Consider the following 20,762-nt stretch of genomic DNA (forward strand, 5'->3'; position numbering starts at 1 on the left):
AACGTTGACGCATGGCACTGACGCTCTCCAAGGACAGCCTGAACGCCGAGAAGGCCGGGCAATGGTTCGACCGCCTGCAGAGTCTGCAGATCACCCGTCGGCTGGGCCTGATGGCGATGATCGCAGTGGCGGTGGCGGCAGGCCTGTCCGTGTTCTTCTGGTCGCAGAAGCCGGGCATGGTCCCGCTGTACACCGGCCTGGACCAGAAGGCGACCGCTGAAGCGACCGACCTGCTGCGCGCCGCGCAGATTCCGTTCGCGCTCGACCCCGCCACCGGTGGCATTACCGTGCCGGAAAAGAACCTGCACGATGCCCGCCTGAAGCTGGCCGGCTCCGGCCTGACCGACAGCGGCAAGCTCGGCTTCGAGCTGATGGAACGCGACCCGGGCTTCGGCGTCAGCCAGTTCGTGGAAAGCGCGCGCTACCAGCATGCGCTGGAAACCGAGCTGTCGCGCACCATCAACACGCTGCGCCCGGTGCGCGATTCGCGCGTGCACCTGGCCATTCCCAAGCCCAGCGCGTTCACCCGCCAGCGTGACGTGGCCAGCGCCTCGGTCACCCTGGAACTGCGCGGCGGCCAGCAGCTGGAACGCAGCCAGGTCGATGCCATCGTGCACATGGTCGCCGCCAGCATTCCGGACCTCGCCCCGGAACGGGTGACCGTGGTCGACCAGAGCGGGCGCATGCTCAGCATCACCGACCCGAACAGCGAGGCGGCGGTCAACGCGGCCCAGTTCGAGCAGGTGCGCCGCCAGGAAACCTCGTTCAACCAGCGCATCCGCGAACTGCTGGAACCGATGACCGGCCCCGGCCGCGTCAACCCGGAAGTGAGCGTGGACATGGATTTCTCGGTGACCGAGGAAGCCCGCGAGCTCTACAACGGTGAACCGCAGAAGCTGCGCAGCGAGCAGATGAGCGAGAACACCACCAGCACGCCGGGCCCGCAGGGCGTGCCGGGTGCGACCAGCAATAGCCCGCCGGGCCAGCAGGCCGCACCGGCCACCGCGCAGACCCCGACCGAAAGCAGCAAGAACGCGACCCGCAACTACGAGCTGGACCGCACCCTGCAGCACACCCGCCAGCCGGCCGGCCGCATCAAGCGCGTGTCGGTGGCGGTGCTGGTGGACAACGTGCCGCGCGCCGGTGCCAACGGCAAGGTCGCACCGCAGCCGCTGTCGGCCGCCGAACTGACCCGCGTCGAGGCGCTGGTCAAGCAGGCCGTCGGCTTCAACGCCGAGCGTGGCGACACCGTGTCGGTGATGAATGCCCCGTTCGTGCGTGACACCACGCCGGTCGAAGGCCCGGCCTGGTGGGAACTGCCGTGGGTGCACGATGCCGGCCGCATGCTGCTTGGCGCGGTGGTGGTGCTGGCGCTGCTGTTCGGCGTGCTGCGTCCCGCGCTGCGCGCGATCACCGGCCAGAGCAAGAAGAACGACGAACAGGCGCTCGAGCCGCATACCGCGGACGTGCAGCTGGTCGATGACGATGGCATGCCGCTGCCGGCGCTGGGCGCCGACCGGGCCAGCCTGGGCGGGCCGGATACGCTGGCCCTGCCGGTGGATTCATATGAGGAACGACTGCGGATGGCGCGTGAAGCCGTGAAGACCGACTCCAAGCGCGTGGCCCAGGTGGTCAAGGGTTGGGTGGCCAATGACTGAGGCACCACTGACCGGCGTGCAGCGCGCCGCCGTACTGCTGCTTTCGCTGGGTGAGCTGGATGCGGCCGAAGTGCTGCGCCACATGGAACCCAAGGAAGTGCAGAAAATCGGCATCGCCATGGCCACCATGACCGACATCACCCGCGAGCAGGTGGAACGGGTGATGGACCAGTTCGGCCAGGAGCTGGGCTCGAAGACCTCGCTGGGCGTTGGCTCGGACGACTACATCCGCAACATGCTGGTGCAGGCGCTGGGCAGCGAGAAGGCCGGCAACCTGATCGACCGCATCCTGCTCGGCCGCAACACCACCGGCCTGGACGCACTGAAGTGGATGGACCCGCGCGCGGTGGCCGACCTGGTGCGCAACGAGCACCCGCAGATCATCGCCATCGTGATGGCACACCTGGAAACCGACCAGGCCGCCGACGCGCTGAAGCTGCTGCCGGACCGCACGCGCGTAGACGTGCTGCTGCGCATCGCCACGCTCGATGGCATTCCGCCGAACGCGCTGAATGAACTCAACGAGATCATGGAGCGCCAGTTCGCCGGCAACCAGAACCTGAAGTCGTCCAACATCGGCGGCGTGCAGTGCGCGGCCAACATCCTGAACTTCATGGACAGCGGCCAGGACCAGGCGATCCTGGGCGAGATCGCCCGTATCGATGCGCCGTTGAGCAACCGCATCCAGGACCTGATGTTCGTGTTCGACGACCTGGTCGACCTGGACGACCGCGAGATGCAGCTGGTGCTGCGCGAAGTGAGCGGTGAGCGCCTGGGCCTGGCCCTGCGCGGTGCCGACATCAAGGTACGCGACAAGATCACCCGCAACATGTCGCAGCGCGCGGCCGAAATCCTGCTGGAAGACATGGAAGCCCGCGGCCCGGTGCGCCTGTCCGATGTGGAAGGCGCGCAGCGCGAGATCCTGGCCATCGTCAAGCGCATGGCCGATGAAGGCACCGTCACCATCGGTGGCAGTGCGGAGGCGATGCTGTGAGCAACGTCGTGCGCTGGCTTGCCCCGGACCTGCTGGCCCAGCCCGAACCGGTGCTGGATCAGGAGGATGCGTTCGAACTCACCGAGCCGGACCCGGAACACGAACCGGAGCCGCCGCTGCAGCTGCCCACCCTGGAAGAAATCCAGGCGATCCAGGACAACGCCGAGAAGGAAGGATTCGATCAGGGCCATGCTGACGGCTACGGCCAGGGCCAGGCCGAGGTGCGTCGCCTCGCCGCGCAGATCGAGGGCATCCTCGACAACTTCAGCCGGCCACTGGTGCGGCTGGAGAACGAAGTGGTCGGCGCACTCGGCGAACTGGCCGTGCGCATCGCCGGCGCGCTGGTCGGCCGCGCCTACGAAGCTGAGCCGGCACTGCTGGCACAGCTGGTCGGCGAAGCGATCGACGCGGTCGGCGGCAGCACCCGCGAGGTGGAAGTGCGGCTGCACCCGGATGACATCGCCGCCCTCGCTCCGCTGTTGAACCTGTCACCGGCGCAGCGCCTGGTACCCGATACCAGCCTCAGCCGTGGCGACCTGCGCGTGCACGCTGAAGCGGTACGCATCGATGGCACCCTGGAAGCCCGCCTGCGCGGCGCGCTGGATGCGGTGATCCGCCAGACCGGAGCAGGCGCATGAACCCGGAATCGCAAGCCGCGCCGCAACCGGCGCCAGCGGCCGACTGGGCCGTGGCCCGCAACCTGCGCCTGGCCAGCCGCCTGGATGGCCTGCGTGTGGACACCGCGCATGGTCGTGGCCTGATCCGCGAGGGCGTGCTGCGCCGCGCGGTCGGGCTCACCCTGGAAGCGGTCGGCTGCGAAGCGCCGCTAGGCGCCAGCTGCAAGGTGGAAGTGGTCGATGGTGGCTGGGTCGATGCCGAAGTGGTCGGCTTCGCCGGCGAGCGCACCTACCTGATGCCCAGCGCCGAACTGCACGGCCTGCTGCCCAACGCGCGGGTGGTACCGTCGGCGCGACGTGGTGGCGTGGAAGTGGGCGAAGGCCTGCTCGGCCGCGTCATCGACAGCGACGGCGTGCCGCTGGATGGCAAGGGCCCGATCCGCGCCGAAGGGCATGTCGGCATGGCCGGCGTCTCAATCAATCCGCTGGCGCGTGAACCGATCACCCAGCCACTGGACGTGGGCGTGCGCGCGATCAACGCGCTGCTGCCGATCGGCCGCGGCCAGCGTGTCGGCCTGTTCGCCGGTTCCGGCGTCGGCAAGTCGACGCTGCTGGGCATGATGACCCGCTACACCGCAGCCGACGTGATCGTGGTCGGCCTGATCGGTGAACGTGGCCGCGAAGTCCGCGATTTCGTCGAGACCACGCTGGGCGAGGAAGGCCTGCGCCGTGCCGTAGTGGTCGCCAGTCCCGCCGACCGGCCGCCGCTGGCACGCCTGCACGGCGCTTACCGTGCCACCGCCATCGCCGAGTGGTTCCGCGACCAGGGCCTGAACGTGCTGCTGCTGATGGACTCGCTGACCCGCTTTGCCCAGGCGCAGCGCGAGATCGGCCTGTCGGTCGGCGAACCGCCGACCACCCGCGGCTATCCGCCCTCGGTGTTCGCCAAGCTGCCGGCGCTGGTTGAACGCGCAGGCAATGGCGCCAAGGGCCGTGGCTCGATCACCGCGTTCTACACGGTGCTGACCGAAGGCGATGATCCGCAGGATCCGATCGCCGATGCAGCGCGCGCGATTCTCGACGGCCACATCCTGCTCTCGCGCCGCGTGGCCGACAGCGGCCTGTACCCGGCCATCGACGTCGAATCGTCGGTCAGCCGCGTGGTCACGGAAATCGCCGATGAACCGTGGCGCCTGCGCATCCGCAAGTTGAAGCGACTGGTCTCGGCCTACTCGGCCAACCGTGACCTGATCGCGATCGGTGCCTACCAGCGTGGTAACGACGCGGCCACCGACGAAGCCCTGGAACGCTGGCCGGAAATCATGGAGTTCCTCGGCCAGGACGTTGCCAAGGCCGCAGATCTCCCGCACAGCCAGGCGGCGCTGCAGCGTCTGGTGGAACAAGAGAGTTAAGCCATGAACCAGTCCAAGCGCATCGATCCCCTGCTCAAGCGGGCCCAGGAACACGAGGACGCGGTCGCCCGCGACCTGGCCGAACGCCAGCGCGTGCTCGACACCCATCTATCGCGACTGGACGAACTGCGCCGCTATGCCGAGGAGTACGCCAACGCACAGATGGCGGCGACCAGCCCGGCGCAGCTGCTGAACCGCCGCGCCTTCCTTGATCGCCTGGACAGTGCGGTCGAACAGCAGCAGGCCACAGTCAACGGCAACCGCGAAAAGGTAGAGGCCGAGCGCGCCCGCCTGATCCTGGCCAGCCGTGACAAGGCGGTGCTGGAGCAGCTGGCCGCCAGCTACCGCGCGCAGGAGAAGGTGGTGACCGACCGCCGCGACCAGCGCGAGATGGACGACATTGGTGCACGGCGCGCGCGCCTGGTGCAGGCCGAAGACCAGGACGGCGCCGAGCAGGGAGGCCGCTCGTGATGCCCGCCCCGCTCGCCAGCAGTGCCAACCCGGCCACGCCCGCGACCAGCAACAGTGCCGCGCGCGCCTCGCGCAGCGAAGGCGGAAAAGACTTCAGCCAGCTGCTGCAGGGCGGTGCGCCCTCCGCGCCGGCGCCTTCCAGCAGCGCCACGACGCCGACGCCCTCCACGCCTGGCCAGCCATCGACCACCGACAGCAATGGCCAGGCACCGGGCGAACGCAGTGCGGATGCTGAAGCGACAACCGCTGAAACGCCGCCACTGCCCCCCGTTGCCCTGACCCCGGCTGGGCCCGGCACCGACAAGGACAAGCCCGCCACGACCGAGGACGCCCCGTGGCCACCGCTCGGCCTGGCCGGCCTGGTGCTGGCGATGCCGACGCCTGCCGATCCGGCCGCCGCTCTGCCGGGCACCGCTGCACCATCACTGGCCAGCGACGGTTCGGCGCTGCCCACTACCTCCGCCGCGACCCCGACACTGCCTGCGGCCGCGCCGGCAGCGGCAACCGCAGCCCCGGTGGCGGCCGACGGCAAACCGGCGGCGCCCAGCGCTGACGACGCCACCGCACTGCCACTGCCGGAGATGATCCTGCCCGGCAAGCGCAGCGAGCGTGGCGAAGGCAGCGACGTGGCCGCCCTCGGCGACCGCGCCAGTGCGCCGCTGCTGCATGCACCGGCCGCGGCCGCCGTGCAGGACCTGAAGGCCGCGCTGGCCACCGGCAATGCGATCTTCAATGGCGAACCCACGCCGAGGCCGGTGCTGGGTGACGATGGCTTCGATCAGGCCATTGGTGCGCGCCTGGGCTGGCTGGCCGACCAGAAGATCGGCCACGCCCACATCCGCCTGAGCCCGGACGACATGGGACCGGTCGATGTGCGCCTGCAGTTGAACGGCGACAAGGTGCACGCCAGCTTCAGCAGCCCGCACGTGGACGTGCGCCAGGCACTGGAAAGCAGCCTGCCGCGCCTGCGCGAGCTGCTGGGCGAACAGGGCTTCCAGCTGGCCCACGCCGATGTTGGCCACCAGGCGCCCGGTGGTGACGGCAATGCGTCGGGCCAGGCCGGTGGCGGCGGCATGGCCGGTGACGGAGAACCGTCGCCGGGCGACGCCAGCGTGTCGTCCGCACAGTTGATCCGCCAGCGCGGGTTGCTGGACGCCTACGCCTGACAGGCGTGCCAACCAAGGTTGGCAGCTACCAGAGCGGGGCGGTCGGCACCCCGACGGAATTCCGTCGCCCCCCTCTGCCCCGCCTTCGGCACACCCCTTGCATATCCCGGTGAAGCAACCCTCAGGAGCTTCACCCCGTGGCCGCAGCCGCTGACAAAACCAAGAAGACCGCCGAGAAGGACAAGGCCGCCAAGCCGCGTAGTCCGATCCTGATCACCGCACTGGTGGCCGTACTGGCCGCCGCTGCCGCTGGTGGCGGCGTGTGGTTCTTCACCCAGTCCAAGCACGAAGAGAAGACCGCGCAGGTGCCGAAGAAGAGCGCCACCCCGGCCCCGGCACAGTACTTCGCGCTGGACCCGGCGTTCGTGGTCAACCTCAACGGCCCGGTCGACGGCCCGCGTTACCTGCAGCTGGAAGTGCAGCTGATGACCCGCGACCCGGCCGCGCTGGAAGCGATCAAGACCCATGCCCCGGCCATCCGCGCGCGCCTGCTGATGCTGTTCTCGCAGGTCAGCCCGGACCAGATCGCCGATGTGGCCGGCAAGCAGAAACTGCAGGCCGATTCGCTGGCCGAGGTGCAGAAAGTGCTCAAGGCCGAGACCGGCAGCAACGGCGCCGACGATCTGCTGTTCACCAGCTTCGTGACCCAGTAAGGGCCCACCGATGAATGATCTGCTGTCCCAGGACGAGATCGATGCCCTGCTCCACGGCGTGGACAGTGGCGCGGTCGAGACCGATGCGGAACCCCCGTCAGGCGAAGCGCGTTCGTACGACTTCGCCAGCCAGGACCGCATCATCCGTGGTCGCATGCCGACCCTGGAAATGGTCCACGAGCGCTTCGCGCGCCTGTGGCGGATCGGCCTGTTCAACCTGATCCGCCGCTCGGCCGAGCTGTCGGTACGCGGCATCGAGCTGATCAAGTTCAACGACTACATGCACTCGCTGTATGTACCGACCAACCTGAACCTGATCCGCTTCAAGCCACTGCGCGGCACCGGCCTGATCGTGTTCGAGCCGACCCTGGTGTTCGCCATCGTCGACAACTTCTTCGGCGGCGACGGGCGCTACCCCACCCGCATCGAAGGCCGCGAGTTCACCGCCACCGAAATGCGGGTGATCCACCTGCTGCTGAAGCAGACCTTCGCCGACCTGCGCGAAGCGTGGGCACCGGTGATGGACGTCGACTTCGAGTACATCAACTCGGAGATCAACCCGCATTTCGCCAACATCGTGACGCCGCGCGAGTACGTGGTGGTGTGCCGCCTGCACGTCGAGCTCGACGGCGGTGGCGGCGACATCCACGTCACCCTGCCTTACTCGATGCTGGAACCGATCCGCGAACTGCTCGACGCCGGCATCCAGAGCGACCGCAACGACCGCGACGAGAGCTGGGGCAAGACCCTGCGTGAACAGCTCAACATCGCCGAAGTCACCCTGTCCAGCGTACTGGCCAGCAAGCGCATGACCCTGCGCGACCTGACCCAGCTGAAGGTCGGCGACATCCTGCCGATCGACCTGAGCCCGCAGGTGCCGCTGTGCGTGGAGAACATCCCGGTATTCACCGGCGAGTTCGGCATCGCCAACGGCATGAACGCCGTGAAGATCACCGCTACCCATCCGCCGGGCACCCGCCCGCGCGTACCCGTCATCCAGGAAGACCCGCAATGAACGATATCGACGCCCTCGAACCGACCCCGGCCCAGTTCAGCAGCCTGCAGGCCGATGAGGCGAACGGTCCGGACCTGAACCTGGACGTGATCCTCGACGTGCCGGTGACCCTGTCGCTGGAAGTCGGTCGTGCCCGCCTGCCGATCCGCAACCTGCTGCAGCTCAACCAGGGCTCGGTGGTGGAACTGGAGCGCGGTGCCGGCGAATCGCTGGACGTATTCGTCAACGGCACCCTGATCGCCCACGGCGAAGTGGTGGTGATCAATGACCGCTTCGGCGTGCGCCTGACCGACGTGGTCAGCCCGAGCGAGCGGATCCGGAGACTGCGTTGAGCCTGCTGGCCTCCACCCTGCTGGCGGCCGGCAAGACCGCCGCGCCGATCGGCCCACAGGTCGGCCAGCACGCGGCCGCTGCACCCAGCCTGTTCGGTGCGGTGCTGGCGTTGCTGGCGGTGCTGGCGCTGGTGATCGGCCTGGGCTGGCTGCTCAAGCGCATGCCCGGTAGCGGCTTCCGCCCGGCCGAAGGCATGAAGCTGGTGGCCAGCCTCAGCGTCGGCGCCAAGGAGCGCGTGGTGGTGGTGGAGGTCAACGGCCAGCAACTGCTGCTGGGCGTCACCGCCGGCGGCATCAACACCCTGCATACCCTGCCCGAACCGTTGCCGCCACCGGCACCGGTGCGCGTGCCGGACTTCAAGAACCTGCCGAATTTCGCCCAGCTGCTGCAGCAGCGGCTGCGCAAGGATCCCTGACATGCGTGTCACCCGTACCCGTTTTGCCACCCTGATGCCGTGGCTGTTGTTGCTTGCCCTGTGCCTGTTGCCGGCGCTGGCATTCGCCGCGCCCGGCGCGCCGACCACCCCGCTGCCGGACATCAACGTTGGCAAGATCGGGGGTGCGCCGGTCAGCCTGCCGCTGCAGACCCTGCTGCTGATGACCGCGATCACCCTGATCCCGTCGATGCTGCTGGTGCTGACCTCGTTCACCCGCATCATCATCGTGCTGGGCCTGCTGCGCCAGGCACTGGGTACCGGCCAGACGCCGTCCAACCAGGTGCTGCTGGGCCTGGCCCTGTTCCTCACCGCGATGGTGATGATGCCGACCTGGGACAAGGCGTGGAGCACCGGCATGGCGCCCTATTCAACGGTGACATCGACTTCCAGACCGCCTGGACGTTGACCACGCAGCCACTACGCGGATTCATGCTGGCACAGATCCGCGAGACCGACCTGATGACCTTCGCCGGCATCGCCGGGCACGGCACCTACGCCAGCCCCGATGCGATCCCGTTCCCGGTGCTGGTTGCCTCGTTCGTCACCAGCGAACTGAAGACCGCTTTCGAGATCGGCTTCCTGATCTTCATCCCGTTCGTGATCATCGATCTGGTGGTGGCCAGCGTGCTGATGTCGATGGGCATGATGATGCTGTCGCCGATGCTGGTGTCGGCACCGTTCAAGATCCTGCTGTTCGTGCTGGTGGATGGCTGGGTGCTGACGGTCGGCACGTTGGCGGCCAGCTTCAATCCGGCCTGAGATCCCCCGTAAAGCACAGTCGAGCCTGGCTCGACTCTACATGAGCGTCGCCGGGCAGCGCCCGGCGCTACCGATGGAAAGACGATGTCTCCCGAACTTGCCTTGACCGAATTGCGTGGCGGCCTGATCACCGTGCTGTGGGTAGCCGGCCCGCTGCTGCTCACCGTGCTGGTGGTGGGCGTGGTGGTCGGTGTCGTGCAGGCCGCGACCCAGCTCAATGAACCGACCATCGCCTTCGTCGCCAAGGCGGCGGCGCTGACCGCGGTGCTGTTCGCGCTGGGCAGCCTGCTGATCGGCCACCTGGTTGAATTCACCACGCTGCTGTTCCAGCGCATTCCGCACCTGATCGGCTAGGACACGCGCTTCGATGGACGCCGCCACCCAGATGGCTGCCGACGGCCTGCAGGCCTTCGGCATGATCGGCACCGTGCTGTGGACCATGCTGCGCATCGGCGCGGTGGCCATGGCCATGCCCATGGTGGGGACCCGCGCGGTGCCGTCGCGGGTGCGCGTGGTACTGGCCGGTACCCTGGCCATCGCACTGGCGCCGCTGCTGCCGCCGGTACCGGACTGGACCGGCTTCGACGCTGCCACCGTACTGACCATCGCCCGTGAACTGGCCATCGGCGTATCCATCGGCTTCATGCTGCGGCTGGTGTTCGAAGCCGGTGCGATGGCCGGCGAACTGATCGCCCAGGGCACCGGCCTGGCCTTCGCGCAGATGAGCGATCCGCTGCGTGGTGGCACCTCGGGTGTGATCGGCCAGTGGTTCTACCTGCTGTTCGGCCTGCTGTTCTTCACCGCCAACGGCCACCTCGCATTGATCTCGCTACTGGTGGACAGCTACCGCGCACTGCCGATCGGCGCCCCGCTGCCGGACCCGCACGCCTTCTTCAGCATCGCCCCGACCTTCCTGCTGACCGTGCTGCGTGGCGCCCTGACGCTGGCCATTCCGCTGACCGTGGCGATGCTGGCAGTGAACCTGGCCTTCGGCGTGCTCGCCCGCGCCGCGCCGGCGCTGAATCCGATCCAGCTGGGCCTGCCGGTCTCGCTGCTGCTGGGCCTGTTCCTGCTGGCCCTGCTGGCCGGGGAAATGGGGCCGCCGGTACAGCGCCTGTTCGACGCCGCCTTCCAGGCTGCAGACGCGGTCACACACTGACCCGATCATCACGTATTGCCGCTTGAAGTCCCCCCCGGTCTGCGCGTTAGAGTGAATGCGTGGCGTCCAGGGGGGACGCCGCACCTGGCCGGCGCCGTTCCGCGTCGGCCTGCCTCATGCATGCCCCACCGTGGTTTCCGTCGACAGGCAGGTCCGGGAGACTGACGAATGCTGGTAGGCACGTACAACCCGTGGCTGGTGGCGATCTCGCTGCTGGTCGCCGTGATGGCTTCATACACCGCGCTGGCGATGGCCGGGCGCACGGTGACCGCCCCGGGCAGGGGCGCGGCCTGGTGGTGGCGCCTGGGGGGCGGCTTCGCCATGGGCCTGGGCATCTGGTCGATGCACTTCATCGGCATGCTGGCCTTCGACCTGCCCATTCCATTGGGCTACGACCTTCCCATCACCCTGCTCTCGCTTGCGCTTGCCATCGCCTCATCGGTGTTCGCGCTGTGGCTGGTCTCGCTGCGCACCCTGCCCCACCCGCGGCTGGCCGGCGGCGCCCTGCTGATGGGCACCGGCATCGCCGGCATGCATTACGTCGGCATGGCCGCCATGCGCATGCAGCCAGGCATCGACTACGACCCGGGTTGGCTGCTGTTCTCGCTGATGGTGGCGGTGGCCGCCTCCTGGACTGCGCTGTACGTGGCGTTCCGCCTGCGCGCGCAGCGCACCCGCATCGGTGATCGCCTGGCGGCGGCGGGCCTGCTCGGCCTGGCCATCGTCGGCATGCACTACACCGGTATGGCCGCCGCGCGCTTCCCGGAAGGCAGCATCTGCGGTGCGGCGGTCGGCGATGGCCTGCAGAACGAGTGGCTGGCAATGCTGGTGGTGGTGCTGACCGTGGCGATCCTGGCCGTGGTGCTGGTGGTCTCATGGCTGGACCAGCGCGTGGAGGCGCAACTGCTGCGGCTGCGCAATTCGATGCTGAGCACCTCGTTGACCGATGCCCAGCAGGAACTGACCCAGGCCGCGCTGCATGATCCGCTCACCCGCCTGCCCAACCGCCTGCTGCTGCAGCGGCGCATCGTGCAGGCGCTGGCCGAGGCCGAACAAGGCGGCAACCGCTTCGCGGTGTTGTTCATGGACCTGGACGGCTTCAAGCAGGTCAATGATGCCTATGGCCATCAGGCCGGTGATGCGCTGCTGGTGGCGGTGGCCGAACGCACCCGCCAGCTGCTGCGCCCGCACGACCTGCTGGCACGGCTGGGCGGCGACGAGTTCGTGCTGGTGGTGCGCATCGAGCACGACGAGGACCTGCCGACGCTGGCCCGTCGCATCCTGCAGGCCGTGGGCAGCGGCCCATTGCTGCCGGACAACGAACTGCAGGTGACCGCCAGCATCGGCGTGGCGATCTGCCCGGACCACGCCGCCAGCGAGCGGCAGCTGATGGCCTTCGCCGATGCAGCGATGTACCAGGCCAAGGAATCCGGACGCAACGCCTTCGTGCTGTTCGCCGACTGGATGAACGACAGTGCCGAGCAGCAGTTCCGGCTGCTGGCCGACCTGCGCCGCGCGATCGGCAGCGAACAGCTGTTCCTGCACTATCAACCGAAGATCCGCGTGGCCACGCAGAAGGTGGCGGGCGCCGAAGCCCTGATCCGTTGGCGCCATCCGGACCACGGCCTGATCCCGCCGGACCGCTTCATCCGCCTGGCCGAGCGCAGCGGCGCGATCAACGAGATCGGTCGCTGGGCGCTGGACCAGGCCTGCCAGCAGCTGCGGCGCTGGCACGACGCCGGGCACGACGGCTGGTCGATGTCGGTGAACCTGTCGCCGGTGCAGTTCAGCTCGCCACACCTGCTGCAGGATGTGCGCGAGGTGATCGAGCGCCATGGCATCCCCGCGCGCCACCTGGTGCTGGAGATCACCGAAAGCACGGTGATGCGTGACACCGATACCAGCCTGCGCCTGCTGCAGGCGCTGTCGGCGCTGGGCGTGGGCATCTCCATCGATGATTTCGGAACCGGCTATTCCAGCCTGCTGTACCTGAAGCGGCTGCCGGCCACCGAGATCAAGATCGACCACGCGTTCGTGCGCGACCTGGAACACAGCGCCGAGGACGTGGTGATCGTCTCGGCGATCGTGGCACTGGGCCATGCGCTGGACATGGACATCGTGGCCGAGGGTGTGGAGACCGCCGCCCAACGCGCCTACCTGGAGCGCCTGGGCTGCGACTTCCTGCAGGGATACCTGCTCGGCCGCCCGGTCGACGCGGCGCGCTTCATGCAGCTGCACGACCTGCCCCGGCCGCGGGTGGAGCTGGCGCAGAGCCCGCCGCCCAGCGACAGCGCCCCCCTGTAGCCGAGCCCGCGCCCGCCGGCCACGGCATAGCTACCGGTGCCTGCTCTGGTGGGTGCCAACCTTGGTTGGCACATGAACCCATCACGGAACACTTCTTGCACGCACCCTGGCATCCCCTGCCGCAGTGCCCGTGATGTCCGAGAACGAATCCGCCGGCGAAAAGACCGAACAACCTACCGAAAAACGCCTGCGCGATGCCCGTGAACAGGGCAACCTGCCGCGTTCGCGCGAACTTGGCACCGCCGCCGTGTTCGGCGCCGGCGTGCTGGCGGTGATGGCCATGAGCGGCTCGATCGGCCGTGGCGCCACGGCCTGGATGAAGCACGCGCTCAGCCCGGAACAGAGCCTGCGGCAGAACCCGAAGGAACTGTTCGGTCACTTCGGCGACCTGTTGCTGCAGTTCATGCTGGTGATCGCACCGCTGGTGCTGGTCTGCCTGCTGGCCAGCTTCGTCGCACCGCTGGTGATGGGTGGCCTGCGCTGGTCGCAGAAGGCGCTGCTGCCCGACATCAACCGCATGAACCCGATGAGCGGGCTCAAGCGCCTGTATGGCCCCGAGGCCATCGCTGAATTCACCAAATCGCTGCTGCGCGTGGCCTTCGTCGGTGTTGCCGCTGGCCTGGTGGTGTGGACCGGCTTCGATACCCTGCGCGGGCTGATCCACCACCCGCTGGAGACCGCCATTACCGACGGCCTCGGCTTCACCCTGCGCCTGCTGCTGGCCACCGCCGGCGCCATGCTGGTGCTGGCCGCCATCGATGCCCCGTACCAGCGCTGGAACTGGATGCGCAAGCTGAAGATGACCCGTGAAGAGCTGCGCCGGGAAATGAAGGAAAGCGAGGGCAGCCCCGAGGTGAAGGGCCGCATCCGCCAGCTGCAGCAGCAGATGGCCAACCGCCGGATGATGGAAGCGGTGCCCACCGCCGACGTGGTGGTGGTCAACCCCACCCACTATGCGGTAGCCCTGAAATACGAGGGCGGCGCCATGAACGCCCCCACCGTGGTCGCCCTGGGCGTGGACGAGACCGCCCTGCGCATCCGTGAAGTGGCCGACGGCAACAAAGTCGCGATCGTCTCTGCCCCGCCTTTGGCACGCGCCTTGTATCGGGAAGGCCAACTCGGAAAGGAAATCCCCGTGAGACTGTATTCGGCCGTCGCCCAGGTCCTGTCCTACGTCTACCAGCTGCGCGCCTGGCGCACTGGCCCGATGCCGGACGCCCCGCACATCCAGGTGGATGAATTCGGCAAGGGAGGCCGCCCGTGAGCGCCCAGCCCTCCGCCGGTTTCAACACCCGCCGCGCCCTGGAAATGATCCGTCAGGGCCTTGGCGCACCGCTGATCGTGCTGGCCCTGCTGGCCATGGTCGTGGTGCCGCTGGCCGCGCCGGTGCTCGATGCGCTGTTCACCTTCAACATCGCCATCTCGCTGATGGTGCTGCTGGCGGTGGTCTACGTGAAGCGCCCGCTGGACTTCACCATCTTCCCGATCGTGCTGCTGATCACCACCATGCTGCGGCTGGCGCTGAACGTGGCCTCCACCCGCGTGATTCTGCTGAACGGCCAGAACGGCCACGACGCCGCGGGCAAGGTCATCGCCGCGTTCGGCGAGTTCGTGATCGGCGGCAACTACGCGGTCGGCATCGTGGTGTTCGCGATCCTGACCATCATCAACTTCGTGGTCATCACCAAGGGCGCCGGCCGCGTCTCGGAAGTGACTGCGCGCTTCATCCTCGACGCGATGCCCGGCAAGCAGATGGCGATCGACGCCGACCTCAACGCCGGTTTGCTGACGCGTGAAGAAGCCAAGCTGCGCCGCGAAGAAGTCCGCGAGGAAGCCGACTTCTACGGTGCGATGGACGGTGCCAGCAAGTTCATCCGCGGCGACGCCATTGCCGGCATCCTGATCCTGTTCATCAACATGCTCGGCGGCCTGGCCGTGGGCGTGCTGCAGCATGGCATGCCATTTGGCGAAGCCGCTGCCACCTACACCCTGCTGTCGATCGGTGACGGTCTGGTGGCGCAGCTGCCGGCCCTGCTGGTCTCCAGCGCCGTGGCGATGCTGGTTACCCGCGCCTCGCGCTCGCAGGACATGGCCCAGGCCATGACCGGCCAGGTGTTCGGCCAGTACCGTGCGCTGGCGATCACCGCCGGCATCATCGGCGTGGTCGGCCTGGTGCCGGGCATGCCCAACGTCGCTTTCCTGACGCTGTCCGCGATCCTCGGTTTCATCGCCTGGAAGGTGTACCGCAAGGGCAAGGCCCCGGCTGCCGATGCGGCGGGCGCTGGCACCGATGCTGCCGCGCTCAACGCACTCGGCCGCCCAGCCGCACCCGCACCGACCGCCGAACTGAGCTGGGACGAACTGCGCCCGGTCGATCCGCTGGGCCTGGAGGTCGGCTACCGGCTGATTCCGCTGGTGGACAGCAACCAGGGCGGCGAACTGATGGCACGCATCAAGGGCGTGCGCCGCAAGCTGACCCAGGATGTCGGCTTCCTGATCCCGTCGGTGCACATCCGCGACAACCTGGAACTGCCGGCCAACGGCTACCGCGTGCTGGTGCACGGCGTGCCGGTGGCCACCGCCGAGATCCATCCTGATCGCGAACTGGCGCTGGACCCGGGCAGTGCGCTCGGCGCGCTGGAAGGCATCGCCGGCAAGGACCCCGCGTTCGGCCTGGATGCCACCTGGATCCAGCCGCACCAGCGCGCCCAGGCCGAAACGCTGGGCTACACCGTGGTCGATCCGGCCACTGTGGTCGCCACCCATCTGTCGCACCTGATCCGCGAGCACGCGCCGGAACTGCTCGGCCACGAAGAAGTGCAGCACCTGCTGGCCAACCTGGCCAAGAGCGCGCCGAAGCTCGTCGAAGATCTGACGCCGAAGGCGCTGCCGCTGTCGGCAGTGGTGCGCGTGCTGCAGAACCTGCTGGTCGAGCGCATTCCGATCCGCCAGCTGCGCAAGATCGCCGAAGCACTGGTCGAACACGCGCCCAGCAGCCAGGACCCGGCCGTGCTGACCGCCGCCGTGCGCACCGCGCTGGGCCGCTTCATCGTGCAGGAGATCGCCGGAATGTCGGCGGAGCTGCCGGTGTTCACCCTCAACCCGCAATTGGAACGTGTCTTGCAGGAGTCCACGCAGGGCAACGGCGCCGCGCTGGAACCCGGACTCGCTGAGCGACTGCACCAGAGCCTGGCCGAATGTGTCAGCAAGCAGGAAGCCCGCAACGAGCCCGCGGTCGTGCTGGTACCTGGCCCGGTGCGCGCCGCGCTGGCCCGCCTGGTCCGCCACAGCGTTCCGTCGCTGTCGGTCCTGGCCTACAGCGAGGTGCCGGAGGACAAGCGCCTGAAGCTGGTCGGAACGATCAGCTGACGCCGCCCTCCGATGCGCCAGAAAACAGACACCACTTTCGAACCAACGCAACAGACAGATACCAAGGGGAACCCGCACCGTGCAGACCACCGACCACCCGAGTTCTCCGACCGCCACCCCGCCGTCTTCGTCCCGTGACCACAGCATGAAAATCAAACGATTCGTCGCCGCCGACATGCGCTCGGCCATGAACCTGGTGCGCAAGGAACATGGTCCTGACGCCGTGATCCTGTCCAACCGCCGGATCGAGGAAGGTATCGAGATCGTCGCCGCCGCCAACTACGACGAGAGCGCCGTGCAGCGTGCACTGGAAGCCTCGCGCCGTGATGTCGCACCGCCGCCGGCCCCCAAGCCGCGCACCGCCGCCGACGCGGTGATCGCCGCCGTCACCCGCCGCCGCAGCAGCACCCCGGCGCCGGAACCGGTCGCCGCCACCACCTCGGCCGTCGCCGCCCTCGCCCGCGCCGCCGTCGGCGCCACCGGCCGCACCCTGGACAGCGCCGACGAGATCGTGCCGACCCGCGGCAGCACCGGCTTCGCCGCCACCCTGGCGCGTGCCGCCGTCAACGAACCGGCGCTGCCGGACCAGATCTTCGCCCCGTTCGCCGAAGCCATCGTCGCACCGGCCAACCGCGCCCGCTTCCAGATCGACCCGCCGCATGAGACGCATCACGAAAGCGCGGCGCCGGCCGTGCAGCCGCCGCCGCTGCCGACCGCTGTCGTGACCGATGCACAGCCAGATATCGCCGCCAGCGAACCGGCAGCGGTCGAAGCCGTCGTCGAGGCCAGCCCGGCCCCGATGCTGGCCCCGGCACCGACGCTGACCGTGGTCGCCCAGGACGACGCCGAGATCCGCCAGCTGCGCCAGGAAGTGGCCGGCATGCGCCAGGTGATCGAGCGCGAGATGAACCGCTTCACCGACGAGCGCCTGCGTGGCTGCCCGGTGCGCGCCACCGCGCTGGACCTGATGGACGAATACGGCTTCGATGCCGGCCTGGCCCGCGACGTGGCCATGCAGATCCCGCTGGAGACCGAGGCCCACCGCGGCCGCGGCCTGATGCTGGGGCTGATCTCGCGCAAGCTGCCGATCGCTCCGGTCGACCCGCTGGAAGAAGGTGGTGTGATCGCCCTGGTCGGACCGACCGGCGCCGGCAAGACCACCACCATCGCCAAGCTGGCCTCGCGCTTCGCCGAGAAGCACGCACCGCGCGACGTCGCCCTGGTCACCACCGACACCACCCGCATCGGTGCCCGTGAGCAGCTGTATGGCTACGGCCGCCAGCTCGGCATCGCCGTGCACGAGGCCAACAGCGGCACCGACCTGGACCAGCTGCTGGAACGCCTGAAGGACTACAAGCTGGTGCTGATCGACACCGCGGGCCTGGGCCCGCGCGACCGTGCCCTGGCCGCCCAGCTGCAGTGGCTGCGCGCCGCCCGCCAGGTCCGCACCCTGCTGGTGCTGCCGGCCAACACCAGCTTCGGCGACATGGACGAGGTGGTGCGCCGCTTCGGTGCGGCCAACCTGCAGGGGCTGGTGCTGAGCAAGCTGGACGAGACCGGCCGCTTCGGCAACGCCCTGTCGGTGGCCGTGGACCACGCCCTGCCGATCACCTGGGTGACCGATGGCCAGGACGTCCCGGAGGACCTGCACCGGGCCAGTGCAGCCAATCTTGTACTTCGCCTTGAAGATTTGCGCCGAGCGGCCGATATGCCCTGCAACCCGGAGTTGAACCATGCCGTCGCGTGAGTACGCCAAGCTGACCAAGACCTTCCCGCTGTCGGCCACCCGCAGCGAGCCGCTCGGCCCTGTGCGCACCATTGCCGTGACCGGCGGCAAGGGCGGCGTGGGCAAGACGAATGTGTCCGCCAACCTGGCCGTGGCGCTGGCCGGCATGGGCAAGCGCACGCTGCTGCTGGACGCCGACCTCGGCCTGGCCAACATCGACGTGATCCTGGGGCTGAACCCCACCTTTACGCTGGCCGACCTGGTTGCCGGCCGCTGCTCGCTGGACGACGTCATCGTCGAAGGCCCGAACGGCGTGCTGGTGGTCCCGGCCGCATCGGGCCGCCGGCACATGGCCGAACTGGCCCCGGCCGAGCATGTCGGCCTGGTCAACGTGTTCTCCGAACTGGAACGCGAGCTGGACATCATGGTGGTCGATACCGCCGCCGGCATCACCGACGGCGTGCTGACCTTCTGCCAGGCCGCGCAGGACACCGTAGTGGTGGTCTGCGATGAGCCGGCTTCAATCACCGACGCCTACGCACTGATCAAGGTGCTGTCGCGCGAACGTGGCGTGGACCGCATCCAGGTGGTGGCCAACATGGTGCGTGACCCGAACGAGGGCCGCGTGCTGTACGAGAAGCTGACCCGCGTCTGCGAGAAGTTCCTCGCCGATGTCTCGCTGAACTACCTGGGCTGCGTGCCGCAGGATGACTGGCTGCGCCTGTCGGTGCAGCGCCAGCAGCCGGTGGTGAAGGCCTATCCGTCCAGCCCTTCGGCGCTGGCGATCACCGAGATCGCGCGCCGCACCGCACGCTGGCAGGCACCGACCGAACCGCGTGGCGGTGTCGAGTTCTTCCTCGAACGCATTCTCAAGCAGCGCGGGGTGGCCGCATGAAAGGCGCAGCCCAGTACAGGGAAGTCCAGCGCTCGGCGGCCAACGAGGTCATCGCCCAGCACTCGGACCTGGTGCGGCGCATCGCCCACCACCTGGCCGCGCGCCTGCCGGCCAGCGTCGAAGTCGATGATCTGATCCAAGCCGGCATGATGGGCCTGATCGAAGCCTCGCGCAGCTATGACGCCGACCAGGGCGCGTCGTTCGAGACCTATGCCTCGATCCGCATCCGCGGCTCGATGATCGACGAGATCCGCCGTGGCGACTGGGTGCCGCGCTCGGTGCACCGCCGTGCCCGCGATGCCGCCGCCACCATCCGCCGCCTGGAACAGAGCACCGGCCGTGCCGCCAGCGCCACCGAAGTGGCCGCCGCGATGGAGATGCCGCTGCCCGAATACCTGCGGCTGATGGAAGACGCCGCACGTGGCCAGGTGCTGAGCCTGGAGTCGCGCATCGAAGACCAGGGCGAACTGGACACCGTCGCCCAGGGTGGCCCGACCCCGCAGCAGGTGCTGGAGCGCGGCGAGTTCGGCCGCGAGCTGGGCAAGGCCATCGGCCACCTGCCCGAGCGCGAACAACTGGTGCTCTCGCTCTACTACGAGCAGGAGCTGAACCTGAAGGAGATCGGCGCGGTGCTCGGCGTGAGCGAATCGCGGGTCTGCCAGATCCACGGCCAGGCCGTGCTGCGCCTGCGCGGCCGGCTGAAGATATTCGAGGCCGTCGACGCCGGCCTGGAAGAATGAACATCCCCGAGGCGGCTGCCCCCGGCCGCCCGGAATGAACAACAAAGGAACTCTGCTTTGAACAAGAACATGCGCATCCTGATCGTCGACGACTTCTCGACCATGCGTCGAATCGTCAAGAACCTGCTGGGCGATCTGGGCTTCACCAACACCGCCGAAGCCGAGGACGGGCATGCCGCGCTGTCGCTGCTGCAGAGCCAGCCGTTCGATTTCGTCGTCACCGACTGGAACATGCCGGTGATGACCGGCATCGAACTGCTCAAGGCGATCCGTGCCGATGCCAAGCTGAAGACCCTGCCGGTACTGATGGTCACCGCCGAAGCCAAGCGCGAGCAGATCATTGAAGCGGCCCAGAACGGCGTGAACGGTTACATCATCAAGCCGTTCACCGCGCAGACGCTGGAAGAAAAGCTCGGCAAGATCTTCGAACGCCTGGCGGCCAGCGCCTGATGGATACCACGGTCGACAAGAACGCCCTCGCCCTGCGCCTGCAGGAGGCCCTGGACGCACTGGAGTCCGGTGACGAAGCCGCGTGGCGGCAACGCATCGACGGACTGGTCGCGCTGCGCACGCAGCCGATGATGAGCGGCCTCTCGCGGCTCGCCCGCGAGCTGGGGCAGGCGCTGGGTGAACTGCCGACCGTGCCCAGCGAAGCCGGCGAACTGGACGATGCCTGCGCACGCCTGGACCACGTGGTGGCGATGACCGAACAGGCCACCCACCGTACCCTGGACCTGGCCGAGGAATGCCGCAGCCTGACCGAACAGCTGCGCGCCGAAGGCCTGCAGCCGGGCCAAGACGCGCAGCTCGAGCGCATCCGCCACAACCTCACCGAGATCGCCCTGACGCAGAGCTACCAGGACCTGACCGGGCAGATCATCCGTCGCGTAGTGGGCATCGTCCGCCGCGTGCACGAAGGCTTCGGCGCGCTCGGCCTGCCGCCGGAACAGCATCGCACCGACCCGGAACTGGCCGGGCCGGCACTGAAAGGACTGGACCGCCACGCGGTCTCGCAGAACGACGCCGACGACCTGTTGTCGGATCTGGGGCTGTAA

The 20,762-nt window shown here is 68.3% G+C and carries 20 protein-coding genes and 1 pseudogene; all 21 read left to right on the forward strand.

What is annotated here, in order from left to right:
- Window positions 1–11 precede the first annotated feature (11 nt).
- The 21 genes and pseudogenes from fliF to ACXI0D_RS19240 all read left to right on the forward strand — a co-directional run bounded on the left by fliF (window position 12) and on the right by ACXI0D_RS19240 (window position 20,762).
- Window positions 12–1,658, forward strand: coding sequence for a flagellar basal-body MS-ring/collar protein FliF (fliF, locus tag ACXI0D_RS19140; protein WP_119006222.1), 1,647 nt, complete (start codon window positions 12–14; stop codon window positions 1,656–1,658).
- Between the two features lie 7 nt (window positions 1,659–1,665).
- Window positions 1,666–2,652 (forward strand): flagellar motor switch protein FliG, encoded by a 987-nt coding sequence (gene fliG / locus ACXI0D_RS19145; protein WP_024958226.1) that lies wholly within the window; start codon window positions 1,666–1,668, stop codon window positions 2,650–2,652.
- Window positions 2,649–3,290, forward strand: a complete 642-nt coding sequence (locus tag ACXI0D_RS19150; RefSeq protein WP_119006221.1) for a FliH/SctL family protein — start codon at window positions 2,649–2,651, stop codon at window positions 3,288–3,290. Before fliG ends, ACXI0D_RS19150 begins: the two co-directional genes overlap by 4 nt.
- The gene (locus ACXI0D_RS19155; protein ID WP_049442747.1) at window positions 3,287–4,681 is read left to right on the forward strand and encodes a FliI/YscN family ATPase; all 1,395 of its coding nucleotides are present in this window, start codon (window positions 3,287–3,289) and stop codon (window positions 4,679–4,681) included. The genes ACXI0D_RS19150 and ACXI0D_RS19155 overlap by 4 nt, the downstream gene beginning before the upstream one ends.
- 3 nt (window positions 4,682–4,684) lie before the next feature.
- Window positions 4,685–5,152, forward strand: a complete 468-nt coding sequence (gene fliJ / locus ACXI0D_RS19160; protein WP_005416437.1) for a flagellar export protein FliJ — start codon at window positions 4,685–4,687, stop codon at window positions 5,150–5,152.
- Complete coding sequence (locus ACXI0D_RS19165; protein WP_119006220.1) at window positions 5,152–6,318, forward strand: flagellar hook-length control protein FliK; 1,167 nt, start codon at window positions 5,152–5,154, stop codon at window positions 6,316–6,318. The genes fliJ and ACXI0D_RS19165 overlap by 1 nt, the downstream gene beginning before the upstream one ends.
- Before the next feature lie 137 nt (window positions 6,319–6,455).
- The gene (locus ACXI0D_RS19170; RefSeq protein ID WP_432591794.1) at window positions 6,456–6,971 is read left to right on the forward strand and encodes a flagellar basal body-associated FliL family protein; all 516 of its coding nucleotides are present in this window, start codon (window positions 6,456–6,458) and stop codon (window positions 6,969–6,971) included.
- 10 nt (window positions 6,972–6,981) lie between these two features.
- Window positions 6,982–7,986 (forward strand): flagellar motor switch protein FliM, encoded by a 1,005-nt coding sequence (fliM, locus tag ACXI0D_RS19175; RefSeq protein ID WP_014037106.1) that lies wholly within the window; start codon window positions 6,982–6,984, stop codon window positions 7,984–7,986.
- Window positions 7,983–8,318: a flagellar motor switch protein FliN gene (gene fliN / locus ACXI0D_RS19180; protein WP_005409543.1), complete on the forward strand. Its 336-nt coding sequence runs from the start codon at window positions 7,983–7,985 to the stop codon at window positions 8,316–8,318. The genes fliM and fliN overlap by 4 nt, the downstream gene beginning before the upstream one ends.
- A complete protein-coding gene (fliO, locus tag ACXI0D_RS19185; protein ID WP_119006218.1) occupies window positions 8,315–8,734 on the forward strand; it encodes a flagellar biosynthetic protein FliO in 420 nt (139 codons plus the stop codon). Before fliN ends, fliO begins: the two co-directional genes overlap by 4 nt.
- 1 nt (window position 8,735) lies before the next feature.
- A pseudogene (gene fliP, locus ACXI0D_RS19190) lies at window positions 8,736–9,514 on the forward strand (flagellar type III secretion system pore protein FliP).
- Window positions 9,515–9,598: 84 nt separating this feature from the next.
- Window positions 9,599–9,868: a flagellar biosynthetic protein FliQ gene (locus ACXI0D_RS19195; protein WP_005413254.1), complete on the forward strand. Its 270-nt coding sequence runs from the start codon at window positions 9,599–9,601 to the stop codon at window positions 9,866–9,868.
- A gap of 13 nt (window positions 9,869–9,881) precedes the next feature.
- Window positions 9,882–10,673, forward strand: a complete 792-nt coding sequence (fliR, locus tag ACXI0D_RS19200; protein WP_014037103.1) for a flagellar biosynthetic protein FliR — start codon at window positions 9,882–9,884, stop codon at window positions 10,671–10,673.
- 168 nt (window positions 10,674–10,841) lie between these two features.
- Window positions 10,842–12,977, forward strand: coding sequence for a putative bifunctional diguanylate cyclase/phosphodiesterase (locus ACXI0D_RS19205; protein WP_479642983.1), 2,136 nt, complete (start codon window positions 10,842–10,844; stop codon window positions 12,975–12,977).
- A gap of 133 nt (window positions 12,978–13,110) precedes the next feature.
- Complete coding sequence (gene flhB, locus ACXI0D_RS19210; RefSeq protein ID WP_014037101.1) at window positions 13,111–14,241, forward strand: flagellar biosynthesis protein FlhB; 1,131 nt, start codon at window positions 13,111–13,113, stop codon at window positions 14,239–14,241.
- Between the two features lie 44 nt (window positions 14,242–14,285).
- Window positions 14,286–16,346: a flagellar biosynthesis protein FlhA gene (gene flhA, locus ACXI0D_RS19215; protein ID WP_170871758.1), complete on the forward strand. Its 2,061-nt coding sequence runs from the start codon at window positions 14,286–14,288 to the stop codon at window positions 16,344–16,346.
- A 145-nt stretch (window positions 16,347–16,491) separates the two neighbouring features.
- A complete protein-coding gene (gene flhF, locus ACXI0D_RS19220) occupies window positions 16,492–18,093 on the forward strand; it encodes a flagellar biosynthesis GTPase FlhF (RefSeq protein WP_101765405.1) in 1,602 nt (533 codons plus the stop codon).
- Window positions 18,080–18,967: a MinD/ParA family ATP-binding protein gene (locus tag ACXI0D_RS19225; RefSeq protein WP_005416424.1), complete on the forward strand. Its 888-nt coding sequence runs from the start codon at window positions 18,080–18,082 to the stop codon at window positions 18,965–18,967. The genes flhF and ACXI0D_RS19225 overlap by 14 nt, the downstream gene beginning before the upstream one ends.
- Window positions 18,964–19,707, forward strand: a complete 744-nt coding sequence (locus ACXI0D_RS19230) for an RNA polymerase sigma factor FliA (RefSeq protein WP_049443479.1) — start codon at window positions 18,964–18,966, stop codon at window positions 19,705–19,707. Before ACXI0D_RS19225 ends, ACXI0D_RS19230 begins: the two co-directional genes overlap by 4 nt.
- A 57-nt stretch (window positions 19,708–19,764) precedes the next feature.
- Window positions 19,765–20,157: a chemotaxis response regulator CheY gene (cheY, locus tag ACXI0D_RS19235; RefSeq protein ID WP_005413247.1), complete on the forward strand. Its 393-nt coding sequence runs from the start codon at window positions 19,765–19,767 to the stop codon at window positions 20,155–20,157.
- Complete coding sequence (locus tag ACXI0D_RS19240) at window positions 20,157–20,762, forward strand: protein phosphatase CheZ (RefSeq protein ID WP_006442968.1); 606 nt, start codon at window positions 20,157–20,159, stop codon at window positions 20,760–20,762. The genes cheY and ACXI0D_RS19240 overlap by 1 nt, the downstream gene beginning before the upstream one ends.

It is taken from the genome of Stenotrophomonas sp. C9D9 (assembly GCF_056491205.1).